Below are 21,461 nucleotides of genomic sequence, written 5' to 3' on the forward strand. Positions count from 1 at the left end.
TCACGCGGCTGCCCGGGTGCGGGAGGCGAGCTGGGGGAAGGCGTCTTCCCATACGGTGCGCACGGTGCGTCCGACGAGGGTGCGCAACACCGGCCAGAGCTGGAGGAGTAGGTCCTGGTTGAGGTAGTGGGGTAGGTCGTCCTGTAGGCCCTCGTGCAGGACGGTGCGGTACAGGCCCATGCGCTGGCGGGGCTTGCTCATGTCGTACGAGGTCATCCCCGACCAAGCCATGTGCAGCGGCAGATCCACGATCCCCTGGGTCGGGCCGTCCAACTCGTCCAGTGACTCCGGCAAACGTCGCCGGAATTTCTCCCGGTACAGCGCGAGGTCCTCGGCGACCGCGCCCGAGACGACCCTCGGGGTGGGTGCGGGGTGCTGTGGGCTGGAGGGCATGACTCCATTATGGCGGCCGGAGACGTTGCGAGGGTCATGATGTGCGAGCCGACGTCCGGAGCGAGCGGGGGCGGATCCCTGGGTGAGCTGGTTGCCGCAGTCTGCTCAGCCCTGAGCAGGACGGACTCTCGGCCTTGACGCTCGTATGACGCTCACGCTCTGCCGGTGAGGCCGGATTCCGCCCGTCAAGTCAGATGAACGGCGCAGAGGGAAAGAGGCCAGCCCCCGACGCCCGTCTCCGACTAGGCTCGTGGCAGGAGCACGGGGACGCGCATGAGGGGGACCATGAGCCGGGTTGTCGTGGTGCACGGGGTGGGGCGGCAACTTGACACCGCCGAGACCCTTTTGGCGGAAGTTGAGCCAGCGCTGCGCGGTGGGGTCGGACTCGCCCTGCGCCGAGACCCCACGCTCGGGCGGTTGACGGACGACGACATCGCTTGCGCCGGATATGGGGACCTCTACCGGCAGGCCGGCACGCGCGGCGAGCCGTACTACCGGGCGGAGGACGTGGAGCCAGGGTTCGAGGCCGAGTTGCTGGAGACCTGGTGGCGAGAGGCGGCTCGGCTGGACCCTCGTATACCTGGACCGGACACTGTAGGGCCGGACGGTACGGGCTCCGGTCCCGCTGCCCGTGGCGCCGTCGGCCGTCTTGCCGGCCGCCCCCTGTCTGTGGACCGGGTTCGCCGCGCCCTGCACGCTCTCACCCGTACTCGATTCTTCGGTGCCGTCTCCGATCGGCTACTTATCTCGGACCTCAAGCAGGTGCGTCGCTACTTCACGGAGCCCAAGCTGCGTGAAGCCGTACGGGCTCGGGCTGCGGAGCTGATCACCCCAGACACCCGGGTGGTCGTGGGTCACTCGCTGGGCTCGGTTGTTGCCTACGAGGTGCTGTGCGCGCTCCGGCCGGAGCGGCCGCCGCTGACCCTGGTCACACTCGGCTCCCCGCTGGGTCTGGCCGGGCTGGTCTTCGACCGCCTACAGCCCGCACCGCAGCAGGACAGTACGGGGGTCTGGCCAGCCCCAGTCAAGCAATGGACCAACCTGGCCGACAGCGGTGACGTGGTCGCGCTCGTCCGAGAACTGGCGCCCCGGTTCGGACCGGAGGTCCTTGACCTGCTCGTGGACAACGGCTCCGAGATGCACAGCATGCGCGCCTACCTGACGGCGGTGGAGACCGGGACGGCGATCGCCATGGGGCTGACTCGGTGACGCAAGGCCCGATGGCTGGTGCTCCTGCAGCAGGCGCACCGAACGGCCCGGCTGCCGACGGGCTCAACCGGTATGTTTTCGCCTTCGGCACCGGCACGTTCATCGCCGATCCGCTATTGGAGGACCTGCCCGGCGTGGCCGAGGACCTGCGGCGGGTCATGGCTCTCTTCTCCTCCCTCGGATACGTGGAGATCCTCCCGGAGCTCGCCCGTGCACCCGATGCCCAGCAGGTGCGCGCCGGTCTGGAGGACTGGCTCAAGGCGGACGAGCGCAGCAAGGAGGACGTGCTCGTCGTGTACTACGCGGGGCATGGCCTGCGCGATGACCGCCACCACCGGCTCACCTGCCGCAACAGCCGTCGCAACCGCGTGAGCACCACCCTCGCCTCCCGCGAACTCGCGGACTTGCTGGCCGACGCCCAGGTCGGGCACGTTCTGCTGCTGCTCGACACCTGTTACGCCGAACTGGGCGCGGCCGAGATCGTGAACGTCACCGGCCAGCTGGTGGACTATCGGCCCCCGGGGGCCGACGGGCTGTGGCTGGTGGCCTCGGCCCGCTCCCGTGAGCTCGCGTACGACCATGCTTTCGTGACCGCTCTGGAGGCCGCGGTGCGCGCGGGCACGGCCGGGATGCGGCAGCGGTACCTGGATATCCCAACGGTGATCGACCAGGTCAACGACCATTTCCGGGGACACCGTCCGGACCAGTGCGCCAGCTATCACGCGGTATCCGGCCGGGCGGTCCCGCCGTTCTTGCCCAACCCGAAGTACCGGCCCGGCCTGCCCGACGAGGCGATGGACGTGGAGTCGCAGCGGGAGTGGACCGCGCATTTCGGTCCGCGGGGCCGGGGTGTGGAGTACGCGAGCGAGCCGGGTGACTGGTTCACCGGGCGCCTGCAAGCCCTGGCCACGCTGGCGGGCTGGCTGCGCGATCCCGTCCACGATGCCCGGGCGCGGGTGGTGACAGGAGATCCGGGGTCCGGCAAGTCGGCCGTCCTCGGTCGGCTGCTCACGCTGGCCCGCCCGGACCACCCGGAGGCGCCTGCACATCTGCTGCCGCCACCCGCTTCGGTCACGGTCTCCGTGCACGCACATGGCACCACCCTGGAAGGGCTCACCGCCCGGCTTGCCGCCGCGCTGGATGTGGAGGCGGACAGTCCGCCGGAACTGCTGGCCCGGCTTGCCGAGTACGAGGGTCCCCAGCGGACCGTGCTGATCGATGCGCTGGAGGAGGCGGGTACGGCCGTCGGCGGGCGGGAACCGCAGCGCATCGCCCGTGAGCTGCTCCGGCCGATGTCCGTTCTGCACAACCTGCGCCTGCTGATCGGCACCCGGCGGACGATGATCCCCGAACTGGGCCGGGCCGTCGAGGTCGTCGACCTGGACACCGACGCGTACGCCGGCCGCGACGACATCGAGCACTACGCGCGGCGCACGCTGGCCGGGATGCCCGGCGGGTTGACGGTGGCGGACCGGGAGACCGTGGCCGCCGCGGTGGCCCGGCGGGCGGGCCGCTCCTTTCTGGTCGCCCGGATGACGGTACGGGCCCTGCTGCACGGGGACCTGACCCCCGACCTGTCCCGTCCGGGTTGGGAGGAGGAGCTGCCCTCGGAAGTCGGGCAGGCATTCGACGCCTATCTGGCCCGGTACGGTGAGGATGAGGAGCGGGTACGGCGACTGCTGCGGCCCCTGGCGTACGCGGAGGGCTCCGGTCTGCCGTGGGATTCGCTGTGGGCTCCGCTGGCGGCGGCTCTGTCGGGCGAGAAGTGCACCAATGACGACGTGGACTGGCTGTGGCGGCAGGCGGGTGCGTACGTGGTGGAGGTGCCGGCCGGTGAGGACCGGTCGGTGTTCCGGCTGTATCACGAGGCGCTGGCCGAGCACTTGCGCGATCCGCGACGCAGCCGCGAAGACCAACGCCGGATGACGGCTGAGCTGATCGCCTCGGTGCCGCCGCGGGCCGACGGTGACGGCCCGGACTGGGAGCGCGCACATCCGTACGTCCATGCCCACTTGGCGGGCCACGCAGCGGCCTCGGGGGACCTCGAACACCTCCTGCAGGACCCGTGGTTTCTAGTGCATGCGGAACCGGACGGGTTGCTGGCCGCGATGGACGGTGTACGGAGCGGAGAGGCGAAGCACGTACGCACGATGTACCGAACCTCGGCCCACCTCTACCGCGATCTGTGTGTACACGAACGGGCCCAGGTGCTGGCCGTGGACGCGGCCCGGTACCGGCTGGAGGAACACCGGAGAAGGCTGGGGCGGAGGCTGGAGTGGGCGCCGCGGTGGGCGACTGGGTCCCAGACAAGCACCCTGTTCCGGGGAGAGCTGAGTTCGACGTCCGGCGAATCGCTGGTCGCGGCGGAGCTGAAGGGAATGCCGGTCGTGCTCAGCGCACAGAGAGGGGGGCCGGTGCAGATCTGGGATCCGGCGCAGCAGAGCTGTGTGGCCACCCTGGACGGGCACACCCGCACCGTAACGGCGATGGACTGCATCGAGGTGGATGGCGCCACGCTCGCCGTGACCGCATCCGACGACGGAACCGTGCGCGTCTGGGACCTCGCACGCACCACCGAACTGCGGAGGTTCGTGGTCCAGAGCGAGGCCGAGATCGCCCGCAAGGCCGACGAGCGGCAGGTACAGACCGCTGTGGCGGGTCTGGTCTGCACCTGGCTTCACGACGAGGTGCTGATCGTCGGCTGTGCCCCGGACGGCTCGGCGTGGACCCGGGAGTTGATGTCCGGCGAGGTCAGACGAACCCTTCCGGCGTCGTCCGGGGCAAGCAGTTACCGCCTCTCGGTCCTCTGCCTGGAGACGCAGGGGATGGCCACCGCCCTTGTCGGCTCGCCGTCCGGCCCGCTGCGGCGGTGGAACCTCGAGACCGGGGAGTCGGACCACCTCCGCGACTCCGAGGATTGCGAGGCGGTGGCGAGCGTCGCCCAGGGTGGCCGCGAGTTCGTGTCCCTCGGCTCCCGCCAGGGGGATCTTCAGTTCCGTGACCCGGCAACGGACGCCGTCGTCTCTTCCTGCCGCGTCGGGTCGGGCTGGATCTCGGCCATCGCGTTCACCGAACTCGAAGGCCGCGCGGTCACGGTGGTGGGCTACGGGGACGGCTCCATGGAGCTGAGGGAACGGCCGAGTGGCCTGCTGCTCGCACGGCTGAACGGCAATGCGGACTGGGTCCATACCATCGTGATAACGAGTGTGGACGGTCTACCGGTGGCTGCCAGCTCCGGCAGCGGCGGATCCATCCGACTGTGGAGCCTGGAGGAGCAAGCCGAGGCGGTCGAGGCTCCGGCTCATTCCAGTCGGGTGCGGGCGGTCGTGTGCACTGTGCTGGACGGAGCCGCTGTCGCGGTGTCAGCGAGCCATGACCACACGGCACGGGTATGGGACGTGGCGTCCGGAAGGGCGCTGCAGTGCCTCGAAGGACATACCGATTGGTTGGAAAGGGTGGCCTGTACAACGGTCTCCGGCGCACCGGTCGCCGTGACCAGCGGCGAGGACGGCACCGTACGAGTGTGGAATCTCGCGGACGGGTCGGAGACCGGAAGAGTTGAGGCAAATCACTCGGATTTGCAATTGCTGGCCTGCGGGCACCTCGAAGGTGGTCCGATCGCCTTGCTCGCGCAGAAAGGCTTCGACAGGGCCCGGACTGGCATCTGGAACCTGGAAACCCTGCAGATCAGCGGGGCTTTTGAGGCCGCCTCCCACCACCCTGTCTCGGCCTGGGCTCTCGTGGACGGACGACCTCTGGTCGTGATCGCGGAGAACGATCTGTTCGGGCGAGCCGAGCGCCAGGCAGGGGTCTGGGATCTGAGCGACTGGACGCGGGTGGGCGACTTGAAGGGCCTGACCGATCAGATCAACGCCCTGGTCTGCGGCACCGACGGACGCGACCCAGTGGTCTTGGTGGCCACTGCCAAGAACGGCGCCCAGGTGTGGGATCTGCGGACCCGGCAGCTGCGTCACCGGCTCGGTGACGGCTGGGTGTCCGATGTGGAGCTGGGCCTGCTGGATGGGGTGCCGGTGGCCGTCACCGCCAACCGCTACACCGTGGTTGTCTGGGACCTCGGCAACGGCACGCCCCTTCATGAGACCCGAATGCCCCTCGCTCCCGATGCGATCGCCTTTGCCCCCGGCGGCGAGCTCGTCGTCGGCGCCGGATACGAAGTGATCGTCCTGGAGCGCTGAAGCGCATGGGAGGTCAGCCTGCGGGCTGCGTCAGCCCGGACGTCAGGGCCGACGGCAGCGCACAGCTCGCGATGCGCAGGGCCGTCATCCGGCAATGGCCAGCGAGGCGTGCTGGTAGCGGTCGGGGATACAGGCATTGACCAGCTCCAGCGCCGTGACCGGCGCAGAAGTCGACTCCTGCGGCGTTACGCCTCGGGGCGATGCCGCGCCGGACCTGGTCCCCCAAGCCTGGGAGCGGTTCGACCTGCCCCGTGCCGCTGACCGCAGGCGCGCAGGCGTCAGGGCCGAGCCTGCAGGGAGTATCAAGGAACAGGTAGGCGTTGACGCTCGTTTGACGCTCCGGGCCTTGGTACGCACTTCCAGACGCTCACCAAGTGGCCTATGAGCTGCAGCTTTCATTGAATGGGCTTATGTGGACGCGTTTCCGATGACGCATCATGTGGAGTGCGTCGCGATCCTTGAGCCTGCGGCAAAGGGCGCCTGACCTGCAGGTTCGGGTGGTGTGCGCTGTGGGCGTTACGGGCGATATCGAGCTGGCTGCCGCGGTCGACGAGGTCCACGTCGGCCTTGGGGACGGCGTCACCCGGGTGCAGCGTAAGCGGTACTGGGCCTATCAGCGGCTGCGGAACTTCGCCTGTCTCATGCCGCCGCACCCCGCTCTACGTGCTGGAAAACTGGCGTCTGCCCGGCGAACCCGACGCGGCCTGGCTGTCCGAACAGCCCAGCCGCATGCTCAACGCGCGCCTCGCGGTGGTCGGCTTCACCGGCAGGGAGCGGGAACTTGTGGAGTTGCGGGACTGGTGCGGGTCACGGCCGGCCCGCGCCGCCCGCTGGCTCCACGCACCCGGAGGGCAGGGCAAGACCCGCCTGGCACAGGAGCCGGCACGCGACCGGGCCGCGGCCGGCTGGAGGGTGGTCACCGCGACCGAGGGCCCCGGCGGTGTTCTGCCGCCCCCCGGCAGCCAGGACCTCCGCACGGCCGGCTCCGCCGGCCTGCTCCTCCTGGTCGACTACGCCGACCGCTGGCCCCTCGCCTCGCTCACCTGGCTGTTCAGCAACGCCCTGCTGCACCGGACCGATATCCCCGTACGTGTATTGATGCTGGGGCGGACCGCGGACCTCTGGCCCGCCCTGCGGGCCTCGCCGGCCAACAGCCAGGTCTCGGCATCGTCCCAGGCCCTGCCGCCGCTGGACGCCGACGGGCCCGGCGCGCACCACGATGTTCCGCGCCGCCCGGGACGCCTTCGCCGACCGGTACGGCATCGATCCGCCCTCAACGCGCGTCGACCTGACAGACGATGCGTTCGCTCTCACGCTGGCCGTGCATAGGGCGGCGCTGGTCGCGGTGGACGCGGACGCGTGCGGCCTGGATGCCCCACCCCGAGGCCCGGGCCCCGTCAGTTTCGAAGGGCTCACCGCCTACCTCCTCGACCGTGAGCAGCTCAACTGGGCTCGCATGCACACCGGCAGGAGACACGGGCGCATCGGCACCCGGCCGACGGTGATGAACCGCGCCGTGTACACCGCGTCGCTGGTCGGGGCCCAGCCGGTCGCCGAGGGGACCATGCTCGTGGACGCCCTGGAGTTCGGGCACCCCACCGCCGGCGTGCTCGCCGACCATGCGGTGTGCTACCCGCCACCTGACACCGCGGCGGGGAAGGTCCGTACTCGAACCGCTCTACCCGGACCGCCTGGCCGAGGACTTCCTCGCCTTCACCCTGCCGGGCCACACCGCCGACTACCCCGCGCAGCGATGGGCCTCCGGCACGGCCACCGAGGCGGTGCTCCGGGCCCGGCGGCCAGGCCGGGCGCTCACCACGCTCGCCGCCGCGGCAGCCCGGTGGCCGCACGTCGGGCGGGACCTGCTCTACCCGCTGCCGCGCGCCGACTCCGCCCGCGCGGTGGCCGCCGGCAACGCCTTCCTCGTGGCGCTGGCCCAGCTCCCCGATGCCGCACCGGAGTTGCTGCTGACGGTCGCGGCCCACATCCCCGACCCGGTGCCCGACGACCTGGTCACCGGCCGGGCTCTGCTCCGCGTACGGCTGCTGGAGCACCGGCTCGCGCTGGCCGGCGAGGACCGCGCCGAGCAGGCCCGCATCCTCGTCCCCCACGGCAGCGACCTTCAGTCGCTGGGCTGTGACGAGGAGGCCGCCGAGGCAGGACGGCAGGCCGTGGGCATGTTCGAGGGCCTTGCTGCCGCTGACCCGTACTCCTACGAGGCGGACGTCGCCCGGTCCCTGACCAACTACGCCAACCAGCTCTCCGACCTCGGCCGGGACGACGAGGCGCTCGCGGCGCAGCAGCGGGTGGTGGCCATCTTCCGCCGCCTCGCGGAGGCCGACCCTGAGCAGTACGGCCTTGACGTGGCCACCGCCCTGGCCAACCACGCCCTGCAGCTGGAATCCGCCCACCGCTGGGAGGAAGCGGACCGGGCCAGTCAGGAGGCGATCGCTCGCTACCGCGACTGGATGCGGACCGACCCGCGGGCCAGAGCCGGTCTCGCGATCGCCCTGACGAACACGTCGGCGCTGACCCTGCGCGGCGCCGGTACCGGGGACGCGGGAGAGGGCGCCCGGACCACTGCGGAAGCGGTCGCCCTGTGGCGGGAGCTGACGGCCGGCGATCCGGGCCCCCACCGGGCCCACCTCGCCCTCGCGCTGATCAACCTGGTGCACGAACTCGCCGCCGCCGGCCGGCCGCACGAGGCCGTCGCCGCGGCGCAGGAGAGCGTCGAGACCTACCGCTGGCTGGCCCGTGCCGATCCGCACGCCCAGGAGGAAGGACTGGCGAGCGCGCTCGGGCTGTTGCGCGATGCCCTCGTCTCCGCGGGCCGCGCGGCGCAGGCCGTCACGGCCGGAGCGGAGTGCGTCACCGTCTTCCGGCGCCTGGCCGCCCGGGCCCCCGACCGCTACGAATGCCGCCTCCGGGGCGCGCTGCACGGCCAGAACGACGCCCTGCACGCGGCCGGCCTGCCGCCGGACCCGGAAGCCGACCGGCGCTCCCCGAAGGTATCGCTCCGGAACGCGGTGTACCGGCCCGCCGCCACGGTGTCCGTGTAGGGGTGGGACCCGACACCCGTGCCCGGCCGACTGCCCCCGCCGGAGTGGCTGGCGCGCGCCGGGGACCGGTCCGGGTACTGGCAGCTGATCCGCTCGGTCCCGCTCGTGGACGCCGCCGAGCTGGCGGGGCGCATCCCCCTGCACCAGTGGCGCCCGCCGGCGGAGGCCGATCTCGAAGTTCTGGAGATGCTCAGGGACATCGACCCCCGCCGGGCGGCCCGGCTGGTCGAGCGGCTGGCCGAGGCCGCGACGGTACGGGTGCCCGAGGAGCTGACCATCCACAACGGGGACTACGCCGACTTTGCGCACGGCCGCGTGGCCCTCCTGGTGGCTACGATCGAGCCGGACATGAGCGAGGTGGTCCGGACCCTCGACCTGGAGAGCGGCCGGCAGACCACTCTGGCCGAGGGCAAGGCGGCGCTGACGTCGATTGCCTGCCTCGGCGCGGGCCAGGCGATCGGGGCCCGCCGGCGGGACGGGCCCCTCACCGGGTTCGAGCTCGTCCGGCTCGACGGACCACGCACCCGGGTACTGGCCTCTGGCACCGCGGTGGGTGGAGCGAGCCTCGCCGTCACCGCTTCCGGTTTCGTGGCCGGTCTGCGGCTGGCGCCGGCCGCGCTCGTCGCTACGAGCGCGGATGATCTGCGTCAGACGGACCTCGCGCAGTGGGGACTCGCCGGCGGCGATCTGCTTGCCGTCCACCCCGCCGGGGACCGGCTGGTCATTTCCGACAGGCACCGGCTGGTCACGGTCGACCAAGGACTGGAAAGGGCCCTGGGCGTGGCCGCCGTCCCCGAAGACTTCGGGGACGTCCGCGACATGGTGTTCTGCGGACCCGACCGGCTTCTCACCTCAGGAGACGGGGGCGGCCTGCTGGTCTGGGACCTGCACGGCCACCAGCCGTACGTGACGGCCGCCCCTCGAGGGCCCGCGCTGAGGAACCTGTTCGCCGTGCCGGCCTGGGGCGCCGTCGGCGGTACGGACCACCGTGAGCACCGGCTCCGCTTCCACGACCCGCACACCCTGCGGCCCGTCCCGCCCCCGGTGCCGCTCCGCGCGGTCGCGGAGCACCTCGACTTCGTCCTGTCCTCGGCGGATGGCCGGTACGTCGCCTACGGCGGACAGCTGGGCCTCGCCGCCGGACACCGCCCGCGCACCGTCGGCCGGCACACCCTTGTGCACGACTTCGACCATCCCGGAGCCGTGCTGCAGCCTCCCTGACCGGTCTGAGCAAGGCGGCCCTCACGGGCCTGCTGACCACATGGAGCGAGGACGCCGAGGTACGGAACGTGCTGGACGTTGCCCGACGGCCGGTTCACCACCCGCCTGTGACCGGGGACGCCAGCGTCCGGAGTAGTGCGCCAAGGGCGTAACCACGGCGCCCCGGAGGGCCGTTGGAACTGTGTGACGGGAACCAAAGAGCATGCCGAGGACACCTGCCCGCTTGTCCACCAGTGCCGTCTGCCGCTGTCCACGAGCACCGTCAACCACCTCGCCGATCTGCTGCGACGCCACCTGAAGGCGATACGGTCCCGGTGGCGGAGCCTGCAGGCGGCAATGACGTGTCCGAGTCCACCGGAAGAAGGCGATCGGGTACTGAACGAGCCGTTGGAACCGGCGACGAGGACGCCGGGCTGGGGCCGATGGTGTGGGCTGAGAGACATGCGCCGAAGGGCGACGTTCGGGCATCGGGGAGGATCCCGGTCAACCACGCGCACTGACACCGCGGCGCTTCTCATCGTGCGTGGAGATGATCTTTACGAATCAGGGCGGCGGGGGGAGGGTACCTTCCAGTATCCGGTTGACACGTTCCCCTGTCTCCTCGGGCGTCCCCGTGCCGTCGAGACCGAGGCGTTCGGCGAGGTCGCGGATGTGGAGATGCGCGGCGGACTCCAGGAGCAGGGCGTACAGGTCTGTCGCGGCCCGGCAGCCGCGGTGGCCGCTGAGGACGAGGACGGCTGCCACCGCCGCCGCGGGCCACCAGAACAGGGCGAGTACCAGGCAGAGGACTGCCCATGCTGTCTGTGCGGTGGCGCGGTTGATGCCTTGGCCGGCGGCCGTGATCTCGGCCCGCTCGTTGTCGGGCAGGACGAGCCACATATGGGGCCAGACAAGATCGAGCTGGAGGTGGAAATCCCGCTCCAGACGAATCGCCGCCGCGTGCAATCGGTCCCCGCACCACGTGGGGCGGTCGGGACGTTCGGCACAGATGCGAGTCATCGCTCTGTATGCGGCATGTCGTTCGACTGAATCGGTCCGCTCACCACGGACCGCTCTGTCGATGGCGTCGCGGCGCAACCGATGCCAGGCGGCGGCCCTGGTCCTCCAGCGCTCCTGGCGACGCGTGACCAACCGGCCGACGTGCCGGCGCAGCGGCGGCGGCCAGTCGCGCCAGTCCGCGGCCAGGGTGGCGCGTTCCACCAAGGCGGAGAGCGAGCGGGCGACGAGACCGACGGCTGCCGAAGCGGCCAGGACGGCGACCAGTGACACGACCTGCCCGCCCAGGGTCCCTGCGGCGGGGGTGTTCGCCCAGTCCGTGATCCGGTCGATCAGGAACGGCAGATCGAAGGGCCGACTGTGGCCGAGGGTGTGCGCGACGACGGCCAGGGCGAGATACAGCGCGCCGGGCATCACCAGTACGGAGAACCATCGCTCGGCGAGCCGCTTTCCAAGTTCGGAGAGGAAGCTGCTGACCATCATCACAACCGGGTGCGACGCAGGCCGACACCGCTGATCGTGCAGGTGGGCACGGCCTGTGAACCCTGCGGCACCCAGTTTCTGGCGCACCGCGCCTGCGGGCACAGGTAGACCGTCTCACCGGGGCCAGTGGAGGTGATCCCCACAGGGCGCGGGCCACGGACGGGCCGGTGCGCTCCGTTTCCGTAACCGTCCAGCCCATGGGCGTCCCCGCCGGCTTGGAGCGCGGCATGCAGATCATTGAGCGGCGCATCGAGGTCTCCGCCACGGAGCACGGCAGCCAGAACCCGCTCCAGGGGTTCCGCGTCGCCCTGTGCTCCTGCATGGAGCTCTGCTCTGATCTCCTCCTGGTGCTCGCAGACGGCGGCCGTCCTGGTTATCGAACGCTCGGCAACTTTGTCCGGTCGGTCGGCCACAGAGCTCCTTCGGTTCGTGCGTACGGCCAGGAGTGCTGACGCCAACTCCATTACGCCCAGCCATGATTGCGCTTAGCCTTCGGACAAACCAGAGAGATGTCGGGGGCGGTGTGTGTGAGGAACTACAGGCGGCGGCAGTGGCGAGGCTCCGTCTGATCGCCGACGCGCATGACAGCGCCGCATCCGCTCATCCCGCTCAGGGGCCGCAGGCCCTCGCAGAAGCCGAACAGCTCTCGCAGCTCCTGGTGGAGGGACGGATCACGCCGCGCGGGCAACCCGGCCGCGCGACCCGCATGTTCGACCTGGGGAACGTACTGCTGGAGCGGTTTCAGGACACCGGCGGCGCGGCCGATCTGGACGCCTCCGTAGACGTCTTCCGCGTCGCTGTGCGGTGCACCCCGACCCATCATCCCCGGCGTGCGGACCATCTGACGAATCTTGGGATATCACTGCACGCGCGGTTCGACCGGGACGGGGACCGGGCCGACTTGGAGACAGCGGTGGACGTCCTGCGCACCGCTGTCCGGGTGTGCCCGGCCGGCCACGCGGACGAACCGATGTACCTGTCGAATCTGGGACATGTGCTGCAGACGCGCTTCGACGACACCGGCGACCTGGCAGATCTCGAACACGCCATCGAATTATCGCGCCAGGCGGCTGCAGGCACACCGCCCGGCCATCCCAGCCGCGCGTCGCGCCTGACGACCTGGGGCCTCGCCAAGCAGACCCGCGGTGAGCGAACGGGCAGCACGGCCGACTCGGACGCGGCCACCGGGATTCTGCGCGAAGCAGTTGAGCACACACCGCCTGAGCACCCCAAACGGGCCGACCGGCTGACCAATCTCGGGCACGCGTTGTGGTCGGAGTCGAAACGGAGTGGGGCCCTCGACCCGTTGAACGCCGGTATCGATGCCCTAAAGGCCGCAGTCGCTGCCCCTCCGGCCGACGATCCGGACCCAGGGGTGTACATGTACAACCTGGGGCGGGCCTTGCGCGCGCGTTTTGACCGCACCGGGGACAGGGCGGACCTGGACGCGGCTGTCGACTGCTTGCGCACAGCGGAACAGCACACTCCACGGGACCATCCTGCGCGCGTCGGCCGGCAGGCCGCCCTGGGCAGCGCGCTGGCTGCCCGGTTCGCGCAGACGGACGAAACGGCGGATCTGGACGCGGCCGTCGCGCTCCTGCGCGAATCCGCTCACGCGACCCCGCCCGAACACCCGCATCACGCCTACCGGTTGACCGCTCTGGCCGGCGAGCTGCACAACCGCTTCGACCGGACCGGGAACCTGCCCGATCTGGACACTGCCGTCTCCCTGTTCCGCACGGCCTTGCGCGCGACTCCGCCCGACCACGAGGAGCGAAGAACCCGACTCACCAATCTGGGCGGAGCGCTCAGGTCGCGGTTCGTGAGACGCGGCGACGCGGACGACCTGAGGGCGAGCATCGAAGCGCTGCGCGAGGCGGCCGAGACGTGCCCGGACGACGATCCCGGACGGCCGATATACACGGCCAATCTCGGCGGCGGTCTCCTGTCGCGGTTCGACCGGACCGGTGCCCTCGCGGATCTGGACGCGGCTGTCGACCTTCTGCGCGAAGCACTCCGCCAGACTGCGCACGAGGACCCGAAACGGGCCACTCGTTCGTCATCGCTGGGCAGTGCTCTGCACGAACGCTTCGATCGCACCGGGAGCATGACGGACCTACGGGCGGCCGTCGACGCCAAGCGGGAGGCTTTGAGGAGAACCCCGCCCGGCCATCCCGACCGGGCCCTGCGACAGGCGGCCCTAGGCGGTGTGCTGCAGTCCCGCTTCGAACGCACTGGCGACCTTTCCGACCTGCACGCGGCCGTAGAACACAAACGCCTGGCAATCCAGGACATACCGGCCGACCATCCCCTGCGTGCCGCTCTGCTGTCCACTCTGGGCAGCACGCTGATGTCCCAGTACGACCACACCGGCGCATTGGCCGACCTGGACGCGGCCATCGAGGCCAAGGACCGGGCGCTCCGGGACACGCCCGCCGACCATCCGGACCGGACCGGGCGGCTGACGAACCTCGCGATTTCTTTGCAGGACCGGTCCCAGCACGTCGGGAACGCTGCAGACCTGGACTCGGCCGTCGCTGTGGCACGCACTGCGGTTGCCGAAAGCCAGGACGGCTCGCCCTACCAACTGATCTACTGGGCCAATCTGGGACGCGCGCTGCAGTCGCGGTTCGAGCACACCGGGGACACCGCAGACCGTGACGGGGCGGTGGCCGCGCAGATCGCGGCGTGGCAGGTGACTGCGGCCGCGCCCTCGGCCCGCGCCAAAGCAGCATGGCGGGCGGCCAGGCTGCTCGCACCGGTGGACGCCGAGCGAGCGGCGGACATGGCGGAGGCAGCGGTTCTCTTGCTGCCCGAGGTAGCACCCCGCCGCCTGGAGCGATCGGACCAGCAGCACGCGATCGGTGGTCTGTCCGGCCTGTCCGCCGACGCTGCCGCACTGGTCCTCTCCAGCACCCGGGGTACGGCCGGGCAGCGTGCCACCCGCGCCCTGCGGCTGTTGGAAACCGGGCGGGCCGTGCTGCTCAGCCAGGCGTTCGACGCCCGCGACGACCTCGCCACCCTGCGACAACGGCATCCCGAACCAGCCCGCAGGTTCGCGGAGCTGCGGGACGCTCTCGACCGGCCCACCCCGGAGAGCGACCCGTCGTACGCGGAGGGCCGGGACGCTGAGCACACGGCACGCGACCGTCACCAACTGGCCCATGAATTCGGCGAACTCCGAGCCGAGATCCGCTCACTGCCCGGCTTCGCCTTCTTCGGGATGCCTCCCCGTGCGGAAGAGCTCCTCGCCGAAGCCGGGGAAGGCCCCGTGGTGGTCTTCAACATCAGCCACCGCCGCAGCGGCGCCCTGCTGCTCGTGCCTTCAGGGGTGACCTACATGGACCTACCAGGCCTCACCCACACCGTCGTGTCGGAGAAGGCCGCCGTCTTCGGCGCGGCGCTGCGTGGAGCCGTGGAGGGCAAGACGGGAAGCGCGCGGCGCGGCGCGCAGGCCACGCTGGTGGAAGTACTGCAATGGCTGTGGGACGCGGCCGCAGGGCCGGTGCTGGACGCACTGGGATTCGACCGGCAGCCGGAACAGGAGTGGCCTCGGCTGTGGTGGTCTCCGGGCGGACTGCTCGGGATGCTGCCCCTGCACGCCGCCGGTCATCACGCGGACCCTCCGCAGGCCCCCGGGCGGCGTACGGTCATGGACCGGGTGGTGTCCTCCCACACACCCACCGTGCGTGCGCTGCGGTACGCCCGGGAGCGCGTCAGGGGCCAGACGGCTCAGCGGGCAGGCAACACACGCGGATTGATCGTCGCCATGCCCACCACACCGGGTCTGTCCGGTCTCGGCAGGCTGGACCACGTGGACGAGGAGACGCAGATGCTGCACCGGATGCTGCCCGCCTCCGTGCTGCTGCGGGAACCTGACCGGCCAGGACCGGCCGGCTCGCGGGAGCTGCCGGCCCCCTCGGGACCGGAAGGCGAGGCGGAACAGCCGGGGAGTGACCGATCCAATGACACCGGTGCCGCACGGACACCGACCAAGGCCAACGTGCTGGGGCAGCTTCCCGGTTGCGCTATCGCGCACTTCGCCTGCCACGGCGCCGGCCATCCCACCGACCCCTCACGCAGCCTCCTTCTGCTGCATGACCACGCAGAGGACCCCTTCACCGTCGCCGGCCTCGCCGCCGTGGAACTGTCCCGTGCTCAATTGGCCTATCTGTCCGCGTGCCGCACCGCCTCGGCCGAGGCCGACCGTTTGGCGGACGAGGCCATCCACTTGGCCTCCGCATTCCAGCTGGCCGGGTTCCCGCACGTCATCGGCACCCTGTGGGAGGTCAGCGACCACCTCGCCGCCACGATCGCCAGGACGTTCTACGCCTCACTGCGCACCCCCGGCGGACTACTCGACACGCGTGGGTCGGCTCGTGCCCTGCATGCCGCTCTGCGCCGAGCCCGCGACGGTGACGACATGCCCGGTGGCTACGACCGGACCCGCACCCCGTACCTGTGGGCCGCCTACCTTCACACCGGCGCCTGACCATCAGGGCCTGCCGGCGAACAGGCAGTGTGCCGACCCTGCACTGTCCGGGGATGGCGCGGCGGTCCGTGACTAGGAGCCGACCGCGCGACGCCACCGTACTGCTGTGCCAAGGACTCTCCCCCACCACGGACAAGGCCGAACCGGCGGCAGCTCCGGCGGGAATGCCGCTCAGCGACACCGCGAGCGGGATGCCCTGGCCGTCGGTGAGGATGTGGTGCTCGCTGCCCGGCCGTGCACGGTTGGTCCCAGACACCGGCCTCGTTCCAGGCCGCCAGGCGCCGCCAGCACGTCATGCTCGAGCCGAAGCCGAGCTCCTGGGGCAGGTACCCCATAGCCTCATCAACGGGCGATCAAGCAGACAGTCACATGATCAAACCGCTTTTGTTGGAGCCAGTAAGTCCTGACAAAGGCTTGCCGGGACACGGCGACCACGGACCGCTGACTCATGCCAACGCCAGTGAGTCACCCCTTCCACCCACAGGCAGCGCCTGCCGTGAACTGCTGTGACCAACGGTGTCTACGCCGGCAGGGCGACCGCGCGGACCATCAAACTCCTGCCCGACGGCACCGTCTTCCATAGTGGAGTACGCGCGGGTTCCGTCGGAGCTCTGGCTGACTGGAAACCCGCATTTCAGCAGGTCCACTAGGGCGCCGAGCACGCTCGATCGCTCGTGTGAGAAATCGGCAGTAACTCGCGAAATGTGCGAGTGATCGCAGTAATAGTTTTGGAGCATGGCTCAGTTGGCGTTGAGCCACTTCATGAATGTTTGCGCCTTGTCTTTCCACAGGGCTGGATGTGTCATCGACAAGTGTCCCGTTGAATCGTCTGTAGTCGGGCGTACGACGTATCTTCCGTGCTGCACCTTGGTCATGTCTCGCTGCAGGATACCGAGGCTGTCGCGGTAGAATTCGTCGTCGGCAAAGTTCATTGCGTACAACTTGGCCGTTATATTCCCTAGGTGAGGCTCGGCGTTAAAATCTTGGGACGCCTCCAGCGAGTAGATGAGGTCATTGGCGTCGCCGCCGGAGGATTGCGCTTTAACGGCCTGGATGAACTGGTCAGCCTGCCCGGGTGTGGTTACTTCTTCTTGCAGGTGTGAGACACCGTCGATCATCATGCGCGCAATGCTGGCAGCAGCCGCCGCCGCAGGTGGCTGTTGTTGGTAGTTTCCGCCGTTCCAGGTTGGGTCGGATTTTATTTGGTCGACGATGATTTTTCGCCACAGCAGGTTCCGTCCGCTGATCGGCGCTGGGAAGCACGCCACTGGCATGATTCCGTCCATCGCGGTTGGGTAAGCCTCTGCCCACTGCCAGGCGTTCATGCAGCCCATGGACATCCCCACGACTGCGCGCAGATGCGAAATGCCGAGTGTCTCCGTGACGAGCTTGTGTTGGAGATCGACCATGTCGCCGTACCCATAGTGAGGGAATCTGCTTCTGAGTCCGTCGCTCGGCTTGCTCGACTGACCGTGCCCGATCGCGTCGGGAATGATAACCAGATAACGTGTCACATCAAATGGTGCCCCTGGCGTGAAAAGCGACTGTTGAAACTCCGGTGTCAACAGGGCCTTGCTGCTCGCGCCCGTCCAGTGAAGGAGCAAGATAGCGTTATCGATCACGCCCTTCTGATTTTTGTGCGGTTTGCCGAGTAGGGTGTAATGGAGTTTCAGCTGATCGATTTTCTCGCCGTCCCGGAATTTGTAGTCAGCGACAGTGGCGTCTCCTTCGCGGGGAGTCGTCACACCGGACTGGGGCGACGGTGCCCCACTTGCCGCCGTGCCTGCAGCAGTCTGGTGCTCGGTGGCCGACCGCGCGGGGCCAGCACAACCTTGAAGCAACGCGCACATTGCTAGAGCGGTGAAAGCGATGGCCACACGGCCAGTCCTGTGCCGTATGAGACCTTTCTTCCCGTGATGTGGGCGTGAGCGTGTCGACATCTTTCTCCTACTTTCCTGGTTGCATACTCAAGGGAAGGATTTCCGGAGCCCGAGTCATCGCCCCGGCGAGTCAGAGATCCGTCGCTGGATCATCGAGATCGAATTGCTGGAGGCCGTGCTCGCACCTGGTCTTGTCAGGTCCGCCGGGCTCCCGGCCGGGGCGGCGGGACCACGCTGCGGTCCCCGAAGGTGACCAGCGCGTGCGTCGGCGCGGCGCTGGCGCGCAGGAGCGCTGCGAGGCCACGGGGCCCTGCCGGAGGGTGCGGTCCGGCCCCAGGGTGATCATCATCGTGGTGAGGGCCGGCATCGGACGCCCGAAGAGCGTGATCTCCTTGATGTGTGCCTCGTGGTCGAGTCGCAGCAGCTGCGCCTCCTCGAACGGCTGGGTCGTGCCCGCGCGTTGTGGAGCACCGTGGAGGCGTTGTCCTCGCCGGTCTGGGCGTGGAGGCGGATGTCCTCGACCGCCGTGTACGCGGGGGCCAGGAAGTCTCGCAGCTGGCCGGGTCCCTCGCGGTGGAACTGTTCGGTGAGCGGCGGGACGAGCACGACGTCCGCGCTCAGGCACGTGGCCGCGGCGTCGACGTCACCGCGTTCCAGGGCGGATCGCCAGCGCGCGGCGGTAGTGGCGGCGGAGTGTGGGGTGTCGGACATGGGTCTCCCCGGTATGAACGGCGCGATCGGGTTTGCAGGTGGCGGGTGTCAGCCGTCGAGTTGGTCGAGCTTGCGGATCTGCTTGTCGAAGGCCCAGGCAGGTACGAGGCTTACGGCCATCGGGCTTCCCGCCGATGGCGGGGAAGCGGGGACCTGAGGCCGTGGGCGCTGCTCCGGCCGCCGGGGTCGGGCATCAATCCCAAAGAGCGTTTCGGTCGCCGGGCCGGCGCGACGACGGGGCGGATCAGTGCATGTCTGCCGCATCGAGCAGGGCGGTCACCGTGGGTGCGATGAGCCCGGTCAGATGGTCGGCGCCGATCCCCGCGCGGGCGCTGGCGCCGTCGAAGACCAGGATCAACTGGCGGGCCAGCAGGTCGGGATCGCTCGCCCCGCCATGGTCGGCCTCGGCACGGAAAAAGGCCGTCAGGTTCGCTTTGATCTGGTGGGCCACCCGGCTCGCGGGGTGGGCCTGGTCCTTCAGCTCGATCTGTACAGCCAGGTACCGGCAGCCGTGGAACTCGGGCGCACCCGCCTGCAGTTCCACCCGCTCGAAGACGTGCAGGATCCGCTCGCGGGGGGAGCGGCCATCATCCGCCGGGGGCAGGGCCCTCGCCACGAAGGCAGCGGAACGCTCCTTCAGGCTCACCGCCAGCAGTTCGTCCTTGCTCTCGAACAGCTGGTACATGGAGCGCTTGGACACTCCCGCCGCCTTGCACAGCGCCTGGACGCCGATGCCGACGCCGTCGCGGTAGGTGAGCGTGGCCGCCGCCTCCAGCAGCCGCTCCCGGGGGCTTTGCTTCACTTTGGTAGTCACCGCGAGGTCAACTCCGATCGGACGCAATAGAAACCGATCGGTTTCCATGTGGGGTCGGGGGAGGTGCCCGCCGTCGGGCGGACGTCTGAAGGCCGCTGAGAGGCTCGACGCCGGTTTTGGGGGAGAGACCGTCGCCGAGCCCTGATGGTGCACGCGCCTCTCGTCCCCACGGAGGCGACGCACACCGGGGCCACTCCGCGTAATGGCCCCGTCTTGGGTGAGCCGCCTTCCGCTACGCCAGGGCAGCGGTCTTCTCGGGCTCCGTCTCGGCGGGGATGCGGTGCAGCCCCTTGCGGTCGTACCACCCGAGCACGCCGAAGCCGAAGAGCACGGCCGCCACGAGGCCGGCGGCCATCATCACCCAGCCCCGGGTCAGACCGGCGTCGCCCTGGGCGTCGTAGTAGAGGATCGAGCGGATGCCGCCGGTGATCTGCCGCAGCGGTTCGAACTCCGCGAGGAAGCGGTAGAAGCCGGGCAGTGCCTGGATCGGCGTGGTGGCGTTGGCCGTCGGCACCGCCATCCCGATGAAGACCAGCGTGACCACCAGCATGCCGGGCGTACCGAAGACCGCGAGCAGGGTGAGCGCGCCGATCCCGGAGACCGCGACGGCGCACACCGAGAACAGCCACAGCAGCGGCGGATGGGCGGCGTGCATTCCCATGAGGCCGACCGCGCCCACCATGACCAGGGTGCCCATCAGCAGCGACAGTCCGGCCATGAGGGTGCTGCTGATGGCGAGGGTCTGCACCCGGGTGGCCCGGATCAGCGGGCGGTGCAGGCGCAGCGGGCCCATGTCGTTGTGGGTGTAGCCCAGAGCGTGGTCGACCTGGCCGCTGATGACGTTGGCGGAGAGCATGCCGACGACCACCAGGACCAGCGCGTAGTAGAACGCCGTCAGGCCCAGACCGCTGTGCGCGTCGAGGGGGTGGCCGTCCTCGACGGTGACGGCGGCCGGGTCGGCGAGCAGGACGCGTGCCGCGGCGGGCAGCTTCGCCTGCCCGGTCCCGCCCTGGGACGTGAGCTCCTTGCCCACCTGGAGCGAGGCGCTTTCGGCCGCCTGCGTGGTCGCCGTCCGGGCCAGGCTGGAGCCCACGCTGCCGGCGGACTGGTTGGTCAGCACCGTCAGTGTCGGACGGGCCGGGGTCCCGGTGGTCGCGGCGCTGGTGAGTGCGGTGGTGGCGGAGGTGAAGTCGGCGGGGACGACGAGCGCGCCGTACAGTTTGCCCTTGCCGAGTGCCTCCTTCATCTGCTTCTCGCCCATCACCTTCCAGTCGATCTTGCCCCCGCTCGCGGTGGTCTCCTTGATCGACTCAGTGATCCGAGCCCCCAGGTCGACCTGCTTGCCACCGACAGCGGCCCCCTTGTCGGCGTTGACCAGGCCGACGGGCAGATTCTTCATGTGATCGACGGGATCGATGTTGGCGCCGACGTAGAACACGGTGAAGAGCACCGCGAGGGCGCCCGTGATGACGCCGTTGGCGATCCACAGGGGTTTGGCGCGCAGTACGCGGAAGGGGTGAATCCCACTCATTACTTATTACTCCGGTCTCGGATAACACGCTCATATCCGAAGAAGGGTGGACGGCTGGATTCAGCACCCTGCCGGGACTCCGGCTGATGAAACCGGTCGGTTTTAGACTCACCTGTAAACCGATCGGTTTGGGGCGGGGTCGACCGCTGCATTGCTGGGGTGCGCACCTGGACAGCGACCAGGTGGCCGTCTGACGCGAGCCGGAGAGGTCATACGAGCCTGACCGGCCCGGCGTCGATCGGCAGGCGGACCAGGAGATAGGGCTTGCGGCGCAGGTCCTGGCCCTCGTGGAAGGGGGAGAGCCGGTTGAGCTGGTTGGCGGTGGCGTACAGGTGCCGGTCCGAGGCGACGGAGAGGGTGTCGACCCAGAGCAGGTCGGTGCCCTGGGCGAGGGTGCGGTAGGTGCCGTTCGGGTTTCTGCGCCAGAGGGAGTTGTGTTCCAGGTCGCCGCCGTAGAGCCGTCCCTTGTCGTCGCT

Annotated in this window: 13 protein-coding genes and 3 pseudogenes; 8 read left to right on the forward strand and 8 right to left on the reverse strand. The window is 69.6% G+C overall.

Annotated features, from left to right (window positions below):
• The gene (locus AB0I77_RS16505) at window positions 1-393 is read right to left on the reverse strand and encodes a hypothetical protein (RefSeq protein WP_363283241.1); all 393 of its coding nucleotides are present in this window, start codon (window positions 391-393) and stop codon (window positions 1-3) included.
• Window positions 394-678: 285 nt separating this feature from the next.
• Between AB0I77_RS16505 and AB0I77_RS16510 the strand changes: the two genes are divergently transcribed.
• The 6 genes and pseudogenes from AB0I77_RS16510 (at window position 679) to AB0I77_RS16535 (ending at window position 10,078) form a co-directional block, all read left to right on the forward strand.
• Window positions 679-1,602: a hypothetical protein gene (locus AB0I77_RS16510; protein WP_266779573.1), complete on the forward strand. Its 924-nt coding sequence runs from the start codon at window positions 679-681 to the stop codon at window positions 1,600-1,602.
• 11 nt (window positions 1,603-1,613) lie between these two features.
• Entirely contained in the window at window positions 1,614-5,798 is a 4,185-nt protein-coding gene (locus AB0I77_RS16515; protein WP_363283242.1) for a caspase family protein, read from the forward strand.
• 527 nt (window positions 5,799-6,325) lie between these two features.
• Window positions 6,326-6,448 (forward strand): annotated as a pseudogene (locus AB0I77_RS16520) (transporter); the annotation flags it as partial.
• A 13-nt stretch (window positions 6,449-6,461) separates the two neighbouring features.
• Entirely contained in the window at window positions 6,462-7,127 is a 666-nt protein-coding gene (locus AB0I77_RS16525; RefSeq protein ID WP_363283265.1) for a hypothetical protein, read from the forward strand.
• Between the two features lie 290 nt (window positions 7,128-7,417).
• Complete coding sequence (locus tag AB0I77_RS16530) at window positions 7,418-8,857, forward strand: tetratricopeptide repeat protein (RefSeq protein WP_363283243.1); 1,440 nt, start codon at window positions 7,418-7,420, stop codon at window positions 8,855-8,857.
• A gap of 18 nt (window positions 8,858-8,875) precedes the next feature.
• Entirely contained in the window at window positions 8,876-10,078 is a 1,203-nt protein-coding gene (locus AB0I77_RS16535; RefSeq protein WP_363283244.1) for a hypothetical protein, read from the forward strand.
• A 543-nt stretch (window positions 10,079-10,621) separates the two neighbouring features.
• Here the strand turns inward: AB0I77_RS16535 and AB0I77_RS16540 are convergent.
• Entirely contained in the window at window positions 10,622-11,557 is a 936-nt protein-coding gene (locus AB0I77_RS16540) for a hypothetical protein (protein ID WP_363283245.1), read from the reverse strand.
• Window positions 11,558-11,754: 197 nt separating this feature from the next.
• On the opposite strand from AB0I77_RS16540, the gene AB0I77_RS16545 reads away from it, so the two are divergent.
• Window positions 11,755-12,009 (forward strand): hypothetical protein, encoded by a 255-nt coding sequence (locus tag AB0I77_RS16545; protein WP_363283246.1) that lies wholly within the window; start codon window positions 11,755-11,757, stop codon window positions 12,007-12,009.
• Between the two features lie 98 nt (window positions 12,010-12,107).
• On the forward strand, window positions 12,108-16,049 hold the full coding sequence (locus AB0I77_RS16550) for a CHAT domain-containing protein (protein ID WP_363283247.1): 3,942 nt from the start codon (window positions 12,108-12,110) through the stop codon (window positions 16,047-16,049).
• A gap of 166 nt (window positions 16,050-16,215) precedes the next feature.
• Here AB0I77_RS16550 and AB0I77_RS16555 read toward each other — a convergent pair.
• The 6 genes and pseudogenes from AB0I77_RS16555 to AB0I77_RS16580 form a co-directional block, all read right to left on the reverse strand.
• A pseudogene (locus AB0I77_RS16555) lies at window positions 16,216-16,375 on the reverse strand (IS5/IS1182 family transposase); the annotation flags it as partial.
• Window positions 16,376-16,789: 414 nt separating this feature from the next.
• Window positions 16,790-17,926: an alpha/beta fold hydrolase gene (locus AB0I77_RS16560; RefSeq protein WP_363283248.1), complete on the reverse strand. Its 1,137-nt coding sequence runs from the start codon at window positions 17,924-17,926 to the stop codon at window positions 16,790-16,792.
• 348 nt (window positions 17,927-18,274) lie between these two features.
• Window positions 18,275-18,640: a nuclear transport factor 2 family protein gene (locus tag AB0I77_RS16565; RefSeq protein ID WP_363283249.1), complete on the reverse strand. Its 366-nt coding sequence runs from the start codon at window positions 18,638-18,640 to the stop codon at window positions 18,275-18,277.
• 244 nt (window positions 18,641-18,884) lie between these two features.
• Window positions 18,885-19,454 carry a TetR/AcrR family transcriptional regulator gene (locus tag AB0I77_RS16570; RefSeq protein WP_363283250.1) on the reverse strand — a complete coding sequence of 190 codons (570 nt, stop codon included), beginning with the start codon at window positions 19,452-19,454 and terminating at the stop codon, window positions 18,885-18,887.
• A 232-nt stretch (window positions 19,455-19,686) separates the two neighbouring features.
• Window positions 19,687-20,985, reverse strand: a complete 1,299-nt coding sequence (locus AB0I77_RS16575) for an SNG1 family protein (RefSeq protein ID WP_363283251.1) — start codon at window positions 20,983-20,985, stop codon at window positions 19,687-19,689.
• 209 nt (window positions 20,986-21,194) lie between these two features.
• Window positions 21,195-21,461: pseudogene (locus AB0I77_RS16580) on the reverse strand (gluconolaconase); the annotation flags it as partial.

The sequence above is a fragment of the Streptomyces sp. NPDC050619 genome, from assembly GCF_040654815.1.
Lineage (GTDB): Bacteria > Actinomycetota > Actinomycetes > Streptomycetales > Streptomycetaceae > Streptomyces.

What these genes read in the sequence shown, in the direction of transcription:
- AB0I77_RS16505 (WP_363283241.1), bottom strand. Translation starts at nt 393, where the DNA reads ATGCCCTCCAGCCCACAGCACCCCGCACCCACCCCGAGGGTCGTCTCG.
- AB0I77_RS16510 (WP_266779573.1), top strand. Translation starts at nt 679, where the DNA reads ATGAGCCGGGTTGTCGTGGTGCACGGGGTGGGGCGGCAACTTGACACC.
- AB0I77_RS16515 (WP_363283242.1), top strand. Translation starts at nt 1,614, where the DNA reads ATGGCTGGTGCTCCTGCAGCAGGCGCACCGAACGGCCCGGCTGCCGAC.
- AB0I77_RS16530 (WP_363283243.1), top strand. Translation starts at nt 7,418, where the DNA reads ATGCGGTGTGCTACCCGCCACCTGACACCGCGGCGGGGAAGGTCCGTA.
- AB0I77_RS16540 (WP_363283245.1), bottom strand. Translation starts at nt 11,557, where the DNA reads ATGATGGTCAGCAGCTTCCTCTCCGAACTTGGAAAGCGGCTCGCCGAG.
- AB0I77_RS16545 (WP_363283246.1), top strand. Translation starts at nt 11,755, where the DNA reads ATGGGCGTCCCCGCCGGCTTGGAGCGCGGCATGCAGATCATTGAGCGG.
- AB0I77_RS16565 (WP_363283249.1), bottom strand. Translation starts at nt 18,640, where the DNA reads ATGTCCGACACCCCACACTCCGCCGCCACTACCGCCGCGCGCTGGCGA.
- AB0I77_RS16575 (WP_363283251.1), bottom strand. Translation starts at nt 20,985, where the DNA reads ATGAGTGGGATTCACCCCTTCCGCGTACTGCGCGCCAAACCCCTGTGG.